Below are 14,137 nucleotides of genomic sequence, written 5' to 3'. Positions count from 1 at the left end.
GCAGCACCGACCCTACGCGCTTCCCCGCAGAAGGGCGAGGGGGTTGCGCCCCCTCACCGCGCAACACCCCTTCGCCGCCGTTAGCGCCGCTTGCGCAGTACCTTGCGTTTCAGCTTGCTGTCCTTGGCCGCCGCCTGCCCCGGCTTGCGCGGATTGAACCGCCCCCGGCGCGGCGACGACTTCGGCATCGTCCCGCCCTCGATGTTCAAAAGGTCCAGTGTGATGCCGCCCGTCACCGGCGTCGCCTCGGCCAGCCGCACCGTTACCCGCTGGCCAATGCCGATGGTCATGCCGCTATCGGCCCCGGTCAGCGTCTGGCTGTCCTGATCATAATGGAAGAACTCGCGCCCGATGCTGCGAATGGGGATCAGCCCGTCGGCCCCGGTCTCGTCCAGCTTCACGAACAGGCCAAAGCGCTGCACGCCGGAAATCCGCCCGGTGAACTCTGCCCCCACCCGGTCGGCCAGATAGGCGGCAAGGTAGCGGTCGGTCGTATCACGCTCCGCCGCCATGCTGCGCCGCTCGCTGTCGGAAATCAGCTTGGCAGTTTCCTCCAGCGTTTCCACATCCGCCACCGACAAGCCATCCTTGCCCCAGCGATGCCCGGCAATCAGCGCCCGGTGCACGATCAGGTCGGAATAACGCCGGATGGGGCTGGTGAAATGCGCGTAATTCTTCAAGGCCAGCCCGAAATGGCCAAAGTTCTGCGGGAAATAATAGGCCTGCGTCATGCTGCGCAGGGTGGAAATGTTCAGCAATTCGTCAAACTCGGTCCCCTGCGCCGCCGCCAGCAGCGTGTTCAGGTGCCGGGTCTGCAACACCTGCCCCTTGGCCAGCACAAAGCCCGACGCCTCCGCCACCTCGCGCAGACTGTCCAGCTTTTCGGGCGTGGGTTCCTCATGCACCCGGAACAGCAGCGGCTGTTTCAACCGCACCAGCTCTTCCGCCGCCGCCACATTGGCAAGGATCATGAATTCCTCGATCAGCCGGTGCGCGTCAAAGCGTTCCTTGAACGACACCGCCTTGACCTCACCGCTGTCAGACAGCTCGATCTTGCGCTCCGGCAGGTCCAGGTCCAGCGGCTGGCGCAGCGCGCGGGCATGTTTGGTCGCAGCATAGGCGGCATACAGCGGCTTCAACACCCCCTCCAGCAGCGGTTCGGTCACCGCATCCGGGGCGCCATCAATCGCCGCCTGCGCCTGTTCATAGCTCAGGCTGGCGACCGACCGCATGATCCCGCGCACAAAGCGGTGGCTGACCTTGGCCCCTTGCGCATCCAGCCGCATCCGCACCGCCAGACAGGCGCGGTCCACGTGCTGATGCAGGCTGCACAGATCGCCCGACAGAATATCGGGCAGCATCGGCACCACCCGGTCGGGGAAATAGGTGGAATTGCCGCGCTTGCGCGCCTCGCGGTCCAGCGCCGATCCGGGGCGCACGTAATAGGCCACATCGGCAATTGCCACCCAGACGACAAAGCCCCCCGGATTGCCCGGTTCCTTGTCATGCTCGGCAAAAACCGCGTCATCGCGGTCGCGCGCATCGGCGGGGTCGATCGTCAAAAGCGCAAGATCCCGAAGATCCTCGCGCCCGTCCATCCCCGCAGGCTCTGCCCGGTCGGCCTCGGCAATCACCGCATCGGGGAACTGGTCGGGGATGCCGTGCTGATGGATGGCAATCAGGCTGACCGCACGCGGCCCCGACGGGTCGCCCAGAACGGCGGTGATCCGCGCCTGCGGCAGGCCCATGTTGCGCCGCCCGATGGCCTCGCCCTCGACCAGCTCACCGTCCGATGCGCCCAGCGTCATGTCGCGCCCGACGCGCCATTCCTTGTCCTGCCCCTTGTCGATGGGCACAATCCGCCCACCTTCGGCGCCTGAGCGGAACACGCCCAGCACCCGCAGCGGGTTGGTGCCGATATGGCGGATCAGCCGCGCCTCATACTGGTATTCGCCCACATCGACCGGCGACAGCCGTGCCAGAATCCGGTCCCCCGCCGCCAGCGCCGGATCGCCCTTCTTGGCGATGAACAGCACGCGCGGGGCCTCGCCCTCGCCGCCCCATTCCATCGGCCGGGCAAACACATCGCCCTGCGCATCCGGCCCGGTGATGATCAGGATCGACACCGGCGGCAGGCTTTCGGGGTCGCGGTAGCTGCGGCCCTTCTTGGCCACCTGCCCCTCATCCTCCAACTCGGCCAGAATGCGCTTCAATTCAATCCGCGCCGCCCCCTTGATGCCAAAGGCGCGCGCAATATCGCGCTTGGCCTGAAGGCCGGGGTTTTCGGTGATCCAGTGCAGGATCTGCTCTTTGCTGGGCAATTGTTCCATGAGCCAAGCCCTACCACGCCACTGCGGCGCAAGAAAGCCACCAGCCTTTGCCCCTTTGCCAAATCCTCCTGCCGGGGGTTTTCACACGCGCTGCCAGCGGCGCAAAGCCGCCTCATCCTCATCCTTGGCCGCCACCCAGGACTCGCCCTCCGCCCCAAGTTCCTTTTTCCAGAACGGCGCGCGCGATTTCAGGTAATCCATCAGAAACTCCGCCGCCGCAAAGGCATCGGCCCGGTGCGCCGATGCTGTGGCGACCATCATGATCATCTCGCCCCCCGCCAGCCGCCCGTAACGGTGGATGACCAAGGCATCGACCAACGTCCAGCGGGCTGCCGCCTGATCCATGATCGCGGCAATCGCGCGCTCGGTCATGCCGGGGTAATGTTCGATCTCCATCGCCGCCAAGGCACCGCCATTGTCGCGCACAATGCCGGTAAAGGTCACCACCGCCCCGGCCCCGGCAGCGCCAGCGGCAAACCCCACCGACTCGGCCCCCAGATCAAACGGCTCTGCCTGCACGATAAGCCGCATGTCAGCCCCCGGTCATCGGCGGAAAGAACGCCACCTCACGCACCCCGGCCAGTGGCGCGTCAAAATCAGCCAGCTCCTGATCCAGCGCCACCCGCAGGCTGGTCAGATCGGCAAAGGCCATTGCATAGCGGTCTTCGCGCGCCACCAGTTCGGCAATCAGACCGGCCACGGTCTCGGCCTCGGTCGTCACCCGTTCACGCGGCAACCCGATCCGTTCGCGCACCCAGGCGAAATACACAACCTCGACCTTCACGGTTATTCATCCTTCAGAAACGGCAGCGATTTGCGGAAATAATCCCAGCCCGTGATCAGTGTCAGCACCGCCGCCGCCCAGATCAGCCCCAGCCCGACCAGCGTGGCCACCGATGAACAGCCCCGCGCCCCGCAAGACCGCAGCGGATCGGCCAGCCCTTGCGTAACCAGCCCGGCATATTGCTCGGTGGTCATGCCGCGCCGCGCGATGCCTTCCAGATGCTCCAGCCCGGTGCCCAGAAACAGCACCGCAATCGCCACCATCTGCGCTGTCGTTTTCCACTTGGCCAGTTTGGTCACCTTCAGAAGTCCGGCCTTGTCTGCCAGAAACTCCCGCAGCCCCGACACAAACACTTCGCGAAACAGGATCAGCGTGACCGGCAGGATCAGCCACGGGTTCATCCCCGAATACCCCGTGATGATCACCAGCGCGATCACCACCATCGCCTTGTCGGCAATCGGGTCCAGCATGGCGCCGAATTTCGACTCCTGCTGCCAGCGCCGGGCGATATAGCCATCGAACCAGTCGGTGATGGCAGCCACCACGAACAGCGCCAGCGCGAACCAGTCGGCCCAGGGGCGGTGGAAATACAAAAACATGACCGCGACGCCGGGCGCTGCAATCAGGCGCATCACCGTCAGGATATTTGGCAACGTCCATCTCATGCCAATTGCTTAGACTATTAACAGCGCCAGAGGAAAGCGGATTTGATCAGAATGGCAGCGGGGCGCTGAAGGTCACGCGTTCGTTTGTGGCCGGATGGTGCAGACACAGCGTCTCGGAATGCAGCATCAGGCGCGGGGCGTCGCGCGCCGCGCCCGTGGCATAAATCTGGTCGCCGATGATCACATGGCCCAGCGCCAGCATATGCACCCGCAGTTGATGGCTGCGCCCGGTTAAGGGGTGCAGGCGCACCCGCGTCTCGGTTTCGTTGCGCCCGGTCACCTCCCAATCGGTGCGCGCCGGGCGACCGTTTTCATGGTCCACCATCTGGCGCGGGCGGCGCGGCCAGTCGCTGCCCAAGGGCAGATCGACATGGCCCCGGTCACCTTCCATCACGCCCCAGACCCGCGCCACATAGGTCTTCTTCGCCCGGCGCTTCTCGAACTCCTGCCCCAGAAAGCCCTGCGCCTGTTTGGTGCGGGCAAAGATCATCACGCCCGACGTGTCGCAATCCAGCCGATGCACCACCAGCGCATCCCAATAGGCCGCCTGCAACCGGCTGATCAGGCAATCCTGCCGCCCCTCCAGCTTGCCCGGCACGCTCAGCAGCCCGGCGGGTTTGTCCACCACCAGAATATGCGCATCCTCATGCAGGATCGACAGCGGCACATCCGGCGGGTCATAGCCGAAATCGGGGATCAGACTGGGGGCATGGTCGGGGGCAATGCGCCTTGTCATACGATGCTGTGGCCCGCCGCCCGCAACCGTTCCGCCAGATGGCGTATATGCGCCGGTCCCACCTCGCAGCAGCCGCCAACAATCGTGGCACCCAGATCGACCCATTGCAGCACGAAATCGGCATATTTCTCCGGCGTCAGGTCGTGGCGGTGGGTATACGCGGGGGCATCATTGCTGTCGGGCAGCGGCAGGCTGGAAATCTCGGAAAAGCCGTTGGCATAGGCCCCGAACGGCAGCCCCAGTTTGGAAAGCTCACGCAATGCCGCCAGCATCGCCTCGGGCATCGAACAGTTCGCCAGCACCGCCGCTGTGGGATGTGCGGCAATCACCTCGGCCAGCGCCGCCACCGGCTCGCCCGACCGCAGCTTGCTGCCATCCCGGTCATCCACCGACACCGACAGCCAGACCGGCACCCCCGCCGCCTGTGCCCCCTGCAAAGCCCCGCGCGCCAGATCAATCGACGACATCGTTTCGCACAGGATCACATCGACATGCGCCGCCATCAGCCGCGCCTTTTCCGCATACAGCGCCGCCGACACCGCAACCGGCGGTGTCAGGTCGGGGCGATAGCTTTCACCCAGCGGCCCCATCGACCCGGCAATGATGCCCCGCCCATGCTCGGCCCGCGCCTGATGCGCCTGAAACAGCGCGCTCAGATGCAGCGCGTGGTAGAACGCGTCAAGCCCTTCGCGCTCCAGCCGGTCATGCAGGATGTTATAGGTGTTGGTGGTCGCCACCGATGCGCCCGCCGCAAAATACTCGGCGTGCACCTCACGCACCAGCCCGGGGTGGTCGATCATCGCCCGCGTGGCCCACAGCGGTGATCGGTCATCGCCGGCCCGCGCAATCAGCTCCTGCCCCATGCCGCCGTCAAGAAGCGTAATCTCAGCCATCATTATTCCCTTTCAGACCGCGTCGCGGAACACATCCGCCAACAGGGCGGTAAAGAACGCCTCGTCCTGCGCGGTAAAGGCCGCAGGGGTGTTGCTGTCCAGATCGAACACCCCCAGCAGCACGCCCGCCCCAGTCCACACCGGCAGCACCAGTTCCGACCGCGTGCTTGACGCACAGGCGATATGGTCCGGAAAGGCATCCACATCGGGCACGTTAAGCACCTGCCCCGTCCGCGCCGCCGCCCCGCAGACCCCGCGCGAAAACGGGATCACAAGACAGCCATGCCCACCCTGATACGGCCCGATCTTGAGCAGCTCGGGGGCAACCACCCGGTAGAACCCGGTCCAGTCACTGAAGGGGTGCCCGTGGTGCACCTCGCAGGCCACCGTCGCCATCAGCGCCACCGCATCGGTCTCGCCTTGCGTCAGCGACAAAACCGCGCTGCGCAACCCATCGTAGTCCACACTCATTTCAATACCCCAGCGCAATGCCATCCTTGCGCGGATCGGACCCAGCCGTCAGCACGCCATCCGCGCCTATCACAATGGCCTGCGCGCCGCCAAGCGGGGTGTCGGGCGTGGTCACCTGATGCCCCAGCGCCGCCAGCTCTGCCCGCACGCCATCTCCATAGCCCCGCTCCACCTCCAACGCGCCATTGGCGGCAAAGCTGCGCGGCGCGTCGATCGCGGCCTGCACATCCATCCCGAAATCGCGCATGTTGGAAATCAGCCGCGCATGCCCCGCCGGCTGATAGCCGCCGCCCATCACGCCGAAAGGCATCGTCACCCGGCCATCCTCCATCACCATGCCCGGGATGATCGTATGCATCGGCCGCTTGCCGCCCGCCGCCTCGTTCGGGTGCCCTTCGGACAGGGTGAACCCCGCCCCCCGGTTCTGGAAGCACAGGCCGAACCTGTCCGACGCAAGCCCCGCCCCAAAGCCCCAGAACACCGAATAGATCAGCGACACCGCCATCCGGTCGCGGTCCACCACGGTGATATAGATTGTGTCGCGGTGGATCGCCTCAGTCAGCGGGGCCGCGGCGGCAATCACCTTGCGCGGGTCAATCAACGCCGCCAGCTTTGCCGCCGTGTCCATGCTCAGCATATGATCCAGCCGCGCCGTCCTGTCGGCGATGAACCGGTTGCGCGCATCATAGGCCAGCTTGGCGGCCTCTGCCTCCAGATGCACGCGCGCCGCGCCAAACGGGTCCATCGCCGCCAGGTCGAACTGCGACAGGATGTTCAGCAGCAAAATCGCCGTCGCGCCCTGCCCGTTCGGCGGATGCTCCAGCAGATCAATCCCTTTGTAGCTGCCCTGCACCGGGTCGCCCCAGGTGCACTGCGTCGCGGCCAGATCGTCCAGCGTATGCGTCCCCCCCAAGGCCCGCAGGCTGGCGATCATGTCCTCCGCCACCTCGCCCTCATAGAACCCGGCACGGCCCTCAGCCGCGATCCGCCGCAGCACCTCGGCCTGACCCGGCGCGCGGAACACCTGACCCGCGCGCGGGGCGTCACCCCCCATCAGGAACAGATCGCGCGCCCGGCCCTGCAGCGCGGGCGCGTCATCGGCCCAGTCAAAGGCCACGCGCGGGGCCACCGGCACGCCCGTTTCGGCATAATGGATCGCGGGGGCCAGCACCTGCGCCAGCGGCAGGCTGCCCCAATCGGCAGACAGGGTGCAGAACGCATCCACCGCGCCGGGCATCGTCACCGATTCAATCCCGCGCAGCGGCACCGCCGTCAGCTCCCGGTCGCGCATCTCATCCGCCGACAGACCCGCCGGTGCCCGCCCCGACCCGTTCAGCGCAAGCACCCGCTCTTGCCCCGCCGGTTTCAGCAGCACAAAGCAATCGCCACCCAACCCCGTCATTTGCGGTTCGCAGAACCCCAGCAGCACCGCGCCCGCAATCGCCGCATCCACCGCATTGCCGCCCGCCTTCAGCACCTCTATCGCTGCCTGCGCGGCAAGCGGGTGCGACGTGGCGCAAACCCCGTTTTCGGCATAGACGGCCGACCGGCCCGGAAGGTGAAAATCGCGCATGGTGCCCCCTTGTTGTCGGGGGCCACGCTAATCAGCAGCGCGGCAGAGTGCAAACAGCATAAGAATCTCGGCGCCGCGAACTGGTTGGGGGCATTATCCGCAGCGCCGAGAGAAGCCGTTATGCGGCTACCCAAAAAGTATCGGCAAACTTCGCGTCCATTTCTGGGGAAAATTCAGGCAGCATTGCGTCAATTCCTGTGGTCCTGAAACAAAGCGCGGGTCACTTCGGGCAATGCTACGACGAAATCTTGAAGGTCAGAAAATTCCGCCCGCCCTCACGCCGATAGCTCAGGTCTTGCGACAGGGTGCGAATCAGGTGCCAGCCATAGCCTCCCTCTGGCAAGTCGCAGCCACCGGGCGACGGGGCGACCCATGCGGGAAGAACCGAGCAGCCGGGCAGTGGCAGACCGGCGTCCACGATCCGGCAGGTCAGTTCTGTGGCCGACAGGTCAAGCGTGACCTCAATCTCTCCCGGAGCCTGTGCATAGGCATGTATGACAATGTTGTTCAGGGCTTCGGCCAGCACAATCTGGGCGCTGTCGCGGGCATCCGCGCTCATCCGCCAGGCCGTCAACCGGGCAAACACCGCCTGCAATGCGTGCCGGACCGACATCGGGTCGGCCGCGATGACAAAGCGGGTCAGGCGTGCCCCGGCATCACACGACATCACGAATGTTGCCCGCAAGACCCGGGACATCAGGGTGAATGGTGAAAACCGAATCCATCCGGGTCAGGCGGAACACCTTGTCGACCGATGGGGTCAGGGCTGCGAGTTCCAACGGCCGGTCGGGGCCAAGCGATTTGCGCACCGCCACCACCGCGCCCAGCCCCGAACTGTCGATAAAGGTGACACAGGACAGATCCAGCACCACCCGGCCGCGGGCGGCCGCGGTCAGATCGCGCATCCTGTCCTTGAAATCAATCGCACCCGCAGCATCGATGCGCGGCTGGCGCACCCGCACGATCAGCAGGTCCGGGGTCATCTCACAGTCAAGTTTCATTCCAGCTCTCCGGCGTTCGGCAAAAGCCTAGCGCGCAAAGATTACGGACTGGTCAATGCCGGCCCGTCAGTTCAGCTGAAATTGCAACGGATAGCGCCCGTCTTCGAAATCACCGAACAGATCGCCTAGATCTGGGTGGCCCACAGGCTCGCCGGTTTCATCGGGAACCAGATTCTGTTCCGACACATAGGCGACGTAAAAGCTTTGGTCATTTTCGGCCAGCAGGTGGTAAAACGGCTGGTCTTTGCGGGGGCGGCTTTCTTCGGGAATGTTGTCATACCATTCGTCGGTATTGGAAAACATCGCGTCAACATCAAAGACCACACCCCGGAACGGATGCTTGCGGTGCCGAAGCACCTGACCGAGGTGGTATTTGGGTGTCAGTCTCAGCATCGGATTGCGTTCCCTCTTGTTGGTTATTAATCCCGATGCAAGTGCCTTGTCCACCTGACAGGCGTTGATTTAAGGAAACAAACTGTGGTCCTTATCCTCACAGTGCTGGAAATCGTGGCACCGGTCGGCCTGCTTGGTGCCATCGGGTATCTCTGGGTAAAGACCGGTCATGAATACCGGATGGAGTTCATCACCCGCCTGTCGATGACCCTGTCGGTGCCAGCGCTGATCTTCACCGCGCTGATGAAAACCGAGCTGGAGCCGGCGGCGCTGACCGCTGTCACCTTGGCCGCCATCGTGGCTTACGGCGCGCTGACCCTGATCCTGTGGGGCGTGGTCAAGGGGCTGGGGCTGGACCGGCGCACCTATCTGGCCCCGCTGATTTTCGGCAACACCGGCAATGTCGGCCTGCCCCTTGCGATGTTCGCCTTTGGCGAGGCCGGACTTGGCTATGCGGTGGTGATCTTTGCGGTGATGATGGTGTGGAGCTTTACCTTCGGCATCTGGCTGGTGTCGGGCGGTGGCTCGCCTTGGCGCATCGTCCGGGAACCGGCGATGGGGGCCACCATGCTGGGGGCGCTGTTCCTGTGGCAGGGTTGGCACACCCCGGTCTGGCTGACCAATTCGCTGACCCTGCTGGGCCAGATCGCCATTCCGATGATGCTGATCACCCTGGGCGTCGCCGTGGCGCGGCTGACGCCGGGCCGGCTGGGCCGGGCGGTCTGGCTGTCGCTGATGCGGGCTGTGCTGACCGTGGCGGTCGCGGTGGCGGTGGGCCGCTTCTTCGCGCTGGACCAGGTGGCCTTTGCGGTTCTGGTGGTGCAGATCAGCACGCCGGTCGCGGTCACCTCCTACATGCTGGCCGAAAAATACGGGGCCGATGCCGATGCGGTGGCGGGCCTTGTCATCGCCTCGACCCTGCTGGCCATCATCACTTTACCGCTCACTCTCGGATTTCTGATCTGAACGGCCGCTGTGCCCCATTTCCCCCGCAGCATATTTGCCCTATCATCAAGATAATAAAAATAAACGTGCGAGTGGCAAATGAGCAGACTTCTCCGCGCGTCGATGCTTTTGTTGTTGCTGGCCGCATGCGGCGGCGGCAGTGGCAAGTTCTCGGCGCCCCGTGATTTGGAAAACGCCTGCGCCATCGTGCGTGAGCGTCCGCAGTACTTCCGTGCGATGCAGGCGACCGAACGCAAATGGGGTGTTCCCATTCATGTGCAGATGGCCACCATCCATCAGGAATCGAAATTCATCGGCAACGCCCAGACCCCGCACCAGTTTGCGCTGGGGGTCATCCCGATGGGGCGGCAATCTTCGGCCTATGGGTATTCACAGGCACTGGACGGCACCTGGGAAGAATATCAGCAGGAACAGAACCGCCGCTCTGCCCGGCGCGACCGGATCACCGACGCCACCGATTTCATGGGCTGGTACATGGACCAGACCCAGCGGCGGCTGGGTGTGCCAAAGACCGATGCGCAGCATCAGTATCTGGCCTATCACGAAGGGCGCACCGGTTTTGCCCGGCAAAGCTATCTGGCCAAGCCCTGGCTGGTCGATGTGGCCGCCCGCGTCCAGAATCGGTCAAACATGTATGCCAGACAGCTGGCCAGCTGCGGCCGCGCCTGACATCGCAAAAACGGGCCTGCGCCCCGGACGCGGCCTTTACAGGCCGCGTTTGCGCGTTTCCGCCGTGATGTCGAAATAGGACGCCGGCATCGACCCGCCCTTGATCATCTCGCCCAGAATCACCGTGGTCTTGTTGCCCACGTCATCGGTGATGATCCACTGGCGCAGCTCCACCGGGCCGGCAGTGAACACCAGCTCGATGGTGCCATAGGCCGGGTTTTCCGGATCTTGCGCGATCACCCGCGTGGTGTTCTCCACCTCGCGGTGACCGACAACCATGCTGGCCCGGCCCAGATTGACATCCGCCGCCAGTATAAGGTTCAGCGGCGTCCGGCGCAGCGGGTATTGCTCGGGCGGCTGGTTGGATTTGGCGTCAAAGATCGCCACCTGACTGCCCCCCGCCATCACCAGCGACCGGTCGGGCGGCGCATATTCGAACCGGATGCGCCCAGGCCGCCGGATGAAAAGTTTGCCAGTCGCAATGGTGCCATCACCGTTCACTTGCGTGAAATCGGCCTGCACCGTGGTCAGCCCGTTCAGATAGGCGGAAAGATCAGCCAGCGAAATCGGCGCAGCGAAGGCCGGTGCGCCAAGCGCGAAAAGGGCGAGCGGGGCCAATATGGCGGTTCTGCGGTTCATGCTATCCATATAGTCGTGCGAAAGCCGTCCTGAAATCCCCCCCGCGCTGCCATGCTGTCACGACAGGGCGAGGGGCTGTAACACAGCGATCAGTCGCCGGGATCAGTCGTTCAGAAAACGGATCAGCGAGGCGTTGAACGCGTTGGCGTGGCTTGCATTCACGCCATGCGGGGCACCCTCGATCAGCGCGGTCGTGCTGTGCTTGATATGCGTGCCGGTGCGGGCCCCAGATCCGACAAACGGCACGATTCCATCGGCATCGCCGTGCAGCACCAGTGTCGGCACCGTAACCTTTTCCAGATCATCACGGAAATCGGTGGTGCCAAACGCCGCCATGCACTGCAGGGCCGCCGAGGGGTCTGATTGCTCGCACAGGGCAATGGCCTCCTGCCGTTCCTCCTCCGACACCTTCAACTCACCATCCGCAGAAAAGAAATCGCGGCTGAACTGGTCGAAGAACGCCGCGCGATCCTTGCGCAAGGCGCTTTCCATCTCTTGCGCGGCCTCTTCGGTCAACGGCCCCTGCAGGTTGTCACCCGACCGCAGCATGAACGGTGTCACGGACGAGGCAAAGACCACGCTGCGCAACCGGTCTTCGCCGTGGTTGCGGATATAGCGGGCCACCTCGCCGCCCCCCATCGAAAACCCGACCAGCGTCACATCCTTCAGATCATGCGCCTCGATCAGGTCAGACAGGTCCTGTGCAAGGGTATCATAGTCATACCCACCCTCGGGCTTGTCGGATTGCCCAAAGCCGCGCCGGTCATAGGTGATGACGCGAAAGCCTTCGTCGACCAATGCCGGAACCTGATGCTCCCACGCCTTGCCCGAAAGTGGCCAGCCATGGATCAGAATGACGGGACGACCCTCGGCAGGGCCGGCCGTTTCGACATGCAGTTTCACAGACATAAATTTCTCCAGCGTCATGACGTCCTGAGGATCAGGGCTGCAAAGGTAACGCTGTGATCATCCGTCAGTTCCTGCAGCGCCCCGTATCACAGGGCGCTTGCCGCCATCCTTGCGATGTAATCCGCCGTCATCAGGTCCAGATGCGCCCCGCCGCCGTTCTTGGCAATCGTGATCTCGTCGTCGGACCGGCGCACATATCCCGCCGGATCATCGTAGAAATCGGCGATCACATCCGATTCGGACAAGGCCCCGCTGCGGATCGGCTCTATCAATTCACCGATATGGCCAATCGTGGTGGCCCGGCTGTCCACAAACAGCCGCGCCCGCACCATCGCGTCATCATCCACCTCGCGCATGGCCGGGGTATAGGCCCCGATCAGGTCCAGATGCTGCCCCGGTTGCAGCCATGCCCCCTTGATCAGCGGTTCCTTTGCCATGGTGGCCGTGCAGATGATATCCGCCTGCCGCACCGCCGCTTCCAGATCCTCGGCCACCGGCAACCCCATGGCTTGCGCCGTGGAACGGTTCCGGCTCCACACCGTAAACTCCGCCTGCGGGAAGGCACTGCCATAGGCGCTGACCATCGACCGCGCCACCGTCCCCGCCCCCACCAGCAGAATTCGGCGCGAGTCCTTGCGCGCCAGCCGCCGGGCCGACAGCAGCGAATCGCCCGCCGTCTTCCACTTCGTCACCAGATGGAAATCGACCAGCGCAGTCAGCACGCCGGTGCGGTCATCATACAGCGTCACCGCCCCGTTCACGCTCGGCAACCCCTGCGCGCCATTGCCCGGAAACACCGTGGCCACCTTCACCAGCTGCCCCAGCCCATCAATCCACGCGGCACGGTTCAGCAGCGTATCCCCGCCACGATACAGCACCATATCGCGGATTTCCGCCCTCGGGCGCCTGTGCCCCGCCTCCAGCGCGGCCATCAGCCCGCCCCACGTCAGCCGCGCCTCGACCTCCGGCCCGATGATCCGCACTGTCACAACCCCGCCTCCGTTTTCGTCAGCAATCCCTCGTCCACCAGCCGCCCGGCCCATCCCTGCCAGCCGGTGAACAGATGCACCCGCCAGCCCCGCGCCGCCGCCGCCTCGATGTTTTCCGCCTTGTCATCGGTAAAGATCAGCCGGTCCGGCGCGAGTCCCGTCGCCTCTTCCAGCTGCCGGTAAATCTCCGCCTCCGGCTTGATCACCCCCATCCGGGCCGAAACAAAAGCCCGGTCGAACTCGTTCAGGAAATCATACTGGCTTTGCGCAAAGGTGAAACTGTCATCGCCGAAATTGGTCAGCGCCAAGACCGGTACCCCCTTGGCCCGCAACGCCCGCAACAGGGCAATCGACCCCTCGATCCGTGGCGACGCCATGTCGATCCAGTTGTGATACCAGCACAGGATATCCTCCGCCCACTCGGGATGCGCCGCCGCATGCGCCTCCACCGTCGCCCGGAACGGCGCGCCCGCATCGATGGCCACGTTCATCGCCTCGATCCCGGTCTCGGCAAACAAGCGCCGCCGCCCGGCCTCACCCAGACGGGCATCGTAAAACCCCTCCGGGTTCCAATGCATCAGCACATTGCCGATATCGAAAACCACCGCTTCCGGTCGTGTCACTTTGCACCCCTGCCTTGCCGAAATACCCCGTTCACGCGCCACCCATCCGCTGCGCCGCCCGCACCAACCGGTCCAGCGAATCCAGAAACCGTGACCGGTCCGCCTTGGAAAACGGCCGCCCGCCACCCTGCCGGAACGGATCGGCGCTGCGCAGATCCTGCATCAGATCGCGCGTCGCCAGCACCATGCCGATATTGGCGGTGTTCAGCTCTTCGCCATTGTGCTTGACCACCCGCGCCCCCGCCGCCACGCATTTCGCGGCCAAGGGAATATCCCCGGTCACCACCACATCGCCGGGGCCACAGCTGTCGGCAATCCACTTGTCCGCCTCATCCGGGCCGGCGGCCACGAACACGCTCTCCACCAGCGGGTTCGGCGATGGCCGGATGCCGCCATTCGACACCACCAGCATCCGCACCCCATGCCGCGTCGCCACCCGCTCGGCCTCGGCCTTCACCGGGCAGGCATCGGCATCAATGAACACCCGTGTCATCGC

Annotated in this window: 18 protein-coding genes; 2 read left to right on the top strand and 16 right to left on the bottom strand. The window is 64.5% G+C overall.

The annotated features are described in order from the left end of the window. Positions 1-80: 80 nt before the first annotated feature. From rnr to hspQ, 11 genes are all read right to left on the bottom strand, one after another. Positions 81-2,330 (bottom strand): ribonuclease R, encoded by a 2,250-nt coding sequence (rnr, locus tag EEB11_RS03650; protein WP_135429060.1) that lies wholly within the window; start codon positions 2,328-2,330, stop codon positions 81-83. Between the two features lie 81 nt (positions 2,331-2,411). Then, positions 2,412-2,861 carry a molybdenum cofactor biosynthesis protein MoaE gene (locus EEB11_RS03645; RefSeq protein WP_135429059.1) on the bottom strand — a complete coding sequence of 150 codons (450 nt, stop codon included), beginning with the start codon at positions 2,859-2,861 and terminating at the stop codon, positions 2,412-2,414. Between the two features lies 1 nt (position 2,862). Then, positions 2,863-3,114 (bottom strand): molybdopterin converting factor subunit 1, encoded by a 252-nt coding sequence (gene moaD / locus EEB11_RS03640; protein ID WP_135429058.1) that lies wholly within the window; start codon positions 3,112-3,114, stop codon positions 2,863-2,865. Between the two features lie 2 nt (positions 3,115-3,116). Then, positions 3,117-3,779: a CDP-diacylglycerol--glycerol-3-phosphate 3-phosphatidyltransferase gene (gene pgsA / locus EEB11_RS03635; protein ID WP_135429057.1), complete on the bottom strand. Its 663-nt coding sequence runs from the start codon at positions 3,777-3,779 to the stop codon at positions 3,117-3,119. A 46-nt stretch (positions 3,780-3,825) separates the two neighbouring features. Continuing rightward, a complete protein-coding gene (locus EEB11_RS03630) occupies positions 3,826-4,515 on the bottom strand; it encodes a pseudouridine synthase (protein ID WP_135429056.1) in 690 nt (229 codons plus the stop codon). Beyond that, on the bottom strand, positions 4,512-5,408 hold the full coding sequence (locus tag EEB11_RS03625; protein ID WP_135429055.1) for a homocysteine S-methyltransferase family protein: 897 nt from the start codon (positions 5,406-5,408) through the stop codon (positions 4,512-4,514). Before EEB11_RS03625 ends, EEB11_RS03630 begins: the two co-directional genes overlap by 4 nt. Positions 5,409-5,420: 12 nt before the next feature. Then, positions 5,421-5,879 carry a GAF domain-containing protein gene (locus EEB11_RS03620; protein WP_135429054.1) on the bottom strand — a complete coding sequence of 153 codons (459 nt, stop codon included), beginning with the start codon at positions 5,877-5,879 and terminating at the stop codon, positions 5,421-5,423. A 1-nt stretch (position 5,880) separates the two neighbouring features. Further along, a complete protein-coding gene (locus EEB11_RS03615) occupies positions 5,881-7,452 on the bottom strand; it encodes a gamma-glutamyltransferase family protein (protein WP_135429053.1) in 1,572 nt (523 codons plus the stop codon). A 235-nt stretch (positions 7,453-7,687) separates the two neighbouring features. Continuing rightward, positions 7,688-8,119, bottom strand: coding sequence for an ATP-binding protein (locus EEB11_RS03610; protein ID WP_167852648.1), 432 nt, complete (start codon positions 8,117-8,119; stop codon positions 7,688-7,690). After that, positions 8,109-8,453: an STAS domain-containing protein gene (locus tag EEB11_RS03605; protein ID WP_135429051.1), complete on the bottom strand. Its 345-nt coding sequence runs from the start codon at positions 8,451-8,453 to the stop codon at positions 8,109-8,111. Before EEB11_RS03605 ends, EEB11_RS03610 begins: the two co-directional genes overlap by 11 nt. 66 nt (positions 8,454-8,519) lie before the next feature. Next, positions 8,520-8,846, bottom strand: coding sequence for a heat shock protein HspQ (hspQ, locus tag EEB11_RS03600; RefSeq protein ID WP_135429050.1), 327 nt, complete (start codon positions 8,844-8,846; stop codon positions 8,520-8,522). Between the two features lie 84 nt (positions 8,847-8,930). Here hspQ and EEB11_RS03595 point away from each other — a divergent pair, with 84 nt between their 5' ends. Together EEB11_RS03595 and EEB11_RS03590 are read left to right on the top strand one after the other, a co-directional pair. Then, positions 8,931-9,812, top strand: coding sequence for an AEC family transporter (locus EEB11_RS03595; RefSeq protein WP_135429049.1), 882 nt, complete (start codon positions 8,931-8,933; stop codon positions 9,810-9,812). A gap of 78 nt (positions 9,813-9,890) precedes the next feature. Next, positions 9,891-10,481 (top strand): transglycosylase SLT domain-containing protein, encoded by a 591-nt coding sequence (locus tag EEB11_RS03590; RefSeq protein ID WP_135429048.1) that lies wholly within the window; start codon positions 9,891-9,893, stop codon positions 10,479-10,481. Between the two features lie 36 nt (positions 10,482-10,517). Here EEB11_RS03590 and EEB11_RS03585 read toward each other — a convergent pair whose 3' ends face one another. From EEB11_RS03585 to EEB11_RS03565, 5 genes are all read right to left on the bottom strand, one after another. Next, positions 10,518-11,120 (bottom strand): LolA family protein, encoded by a 603-nt coding sequence (locus EEB11_RS03585; protein ID WP_135429047.1) that lies wholly within the window; start codon positions 11,118-11,120, stop codon positions 10,518-10,520. A 102-nt stretch (positions 11,121-11,222) separates the two neighbouring features. Next, the gene (locus tag EEB11_RS03580; protein ID WP_210114841.1) at positions 11,223-12,029 is read right to left on the bottom strand and encodes an alpha/beta fold hydrolase; all 807 of its coding nucleotides are present in this window, start codon (positions 12,027-12,029) and stop codon (positions 11,223-11,225) included. An 86-nt stretch (positions 12,030-12,115) separates the two neighbouring features. Beyond that, positions 12,116-13,018 (bottom strand): ornithine cyclodeaminase family protein, encoded by a 903-nt coding sequence (locus EEB11_RS03575; RefSeq protein ID WP_135429045.1) that lies wholly within the window; start codon positions 13,016-13,018, stop codon positions 12,116-12,118. After that, entirely contained in the window at positions 13,015-13,641 is a 627-nt protein-coding gene (locus EEB11_RS03570) for an HAD family hydrolase (protein WP_354002082.1), read from the bottom strand. Before EEB11_RS03570 ends, EEB11_RS03575 begins: the two co-directional genes overlap by 4 nt. A 31-nt stretch (positions 13,642-13,672) precedes the next feature. Further along, positions 13,673-14,134, bottom strand: a complete 462-nt coding sequence (locus tag EEB11_RS03565) for a YaiI/YqxD family protein (protein ID WP_135429044.1) — start codon at positions 14,132-14,134, stop codon at positions 13,673-13,675. Positions 14,135-14,137: the final 3 nt, after the last annotated feature.

It is taken from the genome of Pseudotabrizicola sediminis (assembly GCF_004745575.1).
GTDB classification, from domain to species: Bacteria; Pseudomonadota; Alphaproteobacteria; order Rhodobacterales; family Rhodobacteraceae; genus Pseudotabrizicola; species Pseudotabrizicola sediminis.
Note: the sequence above shows the minus strand (reverse complement) of the source record. Positions and strands in the feature narration are given on the sequence as shown.

Bases quoted from the DNA above. Each gene is read 5' to 3' on its own strand.
- EEB11_RS03565 (WP_135429044.1), bottom strand. From the start codon at position 14,134: ATGACACGGGTGTTCATTGATGCCGATGCCTGCCCGGTGAAGGCCGAG.
- EEB11_RS03625 (WP_135429055.1), bottom strand. From the start codon at position 5,408: ATGGCTGAGATTACGCTTCTTGACGGCGGCATGGGGCAGGAGCTGATT.
- EEB11_RS03585 (WP_135429047.1), bottom strand. From the start codon at position 11,120: ATGAACCGCAGAACCGCCATATTGGCCCCGCTCGCCCTTTTCGCGCTT.
- rnr (WP_135429060.1), bottom strand. From the start codon at position 2,330: ATGGAACAATTGCCCAGCAAAGAGCAGATCCTGCACTGGATCACCGAA.
- pgsA (WP_135429057.1), bottom strand. From the start codon at position 3,779: ATGAGATGGACGTTGCCAAATATCCTGACGGTGATGCGCCTGATTGCA.
- EEB11_RS03620 (WP_135429054.1), bottom strand. From the start codon at position 5,879: ATGAGTGTGGACTACGATGGGTTGCGCAGCGCGGTTTTGTCGCTGACG.
- EEB11_RS03615 (WP_135429053.1), bottom strand. From the start codon at position 7,452: ATGCGCGATTTTCACCTTCCGGGCCGGTCGGCCGTCTATGCCGAAAAC.
- EEB11_RS03580 (WP_210114841.1), bottom strand. From the start codon at position 12,029: ATGTCTGTGAAACTGCATGTCGAAACGGCCGGCCCTGCCGAGGGTCGT.
- hspQ (WP_135429050.1), bottom strand. From the start codon at position 8,846: ATGCTGAGACTGACACCCAAATACCACCTCGGTCAGGTGCTTCGGCAC.
- EEB11_RS03590 (WP_135429048.1), top strand. From the start codon at position 9,891: ATGAGCAGACTTCTCCGCGCGTCGATGCTTTTGTTGTTGCTGGCCGCA.
- EEB11_RS03645 (WP_135429059.1), bottom strand. From the start codon at position 2,861: ATGCGGCTTATCGTGCAGGCAGAGCCGTTTGATCTGGGGGCCGAGTCG.
- EEB11_RS03605 (WP_135429051.1), bottom strand. From the start codon at position 8,453: ATGAAACTTGACTGTGAGATGACCCCGGACCTGCTGATCGTGCGGGTG.
- EEB11_RS03610 (WP_167852648.1), bottom strand. From the start codon at position 8,119: ATGTCGTGTGATGCCGGGGCACGCCTGACCCGCTTTGTCATCGCGGCC.
- EEB11_RS03630 (WP_135429056.1), bottom strand. From the start codon at position 4,515: ATGACAAGGCGCATTGCCCCCGACCATGCCCCCAGTCTGATCCCCGAT.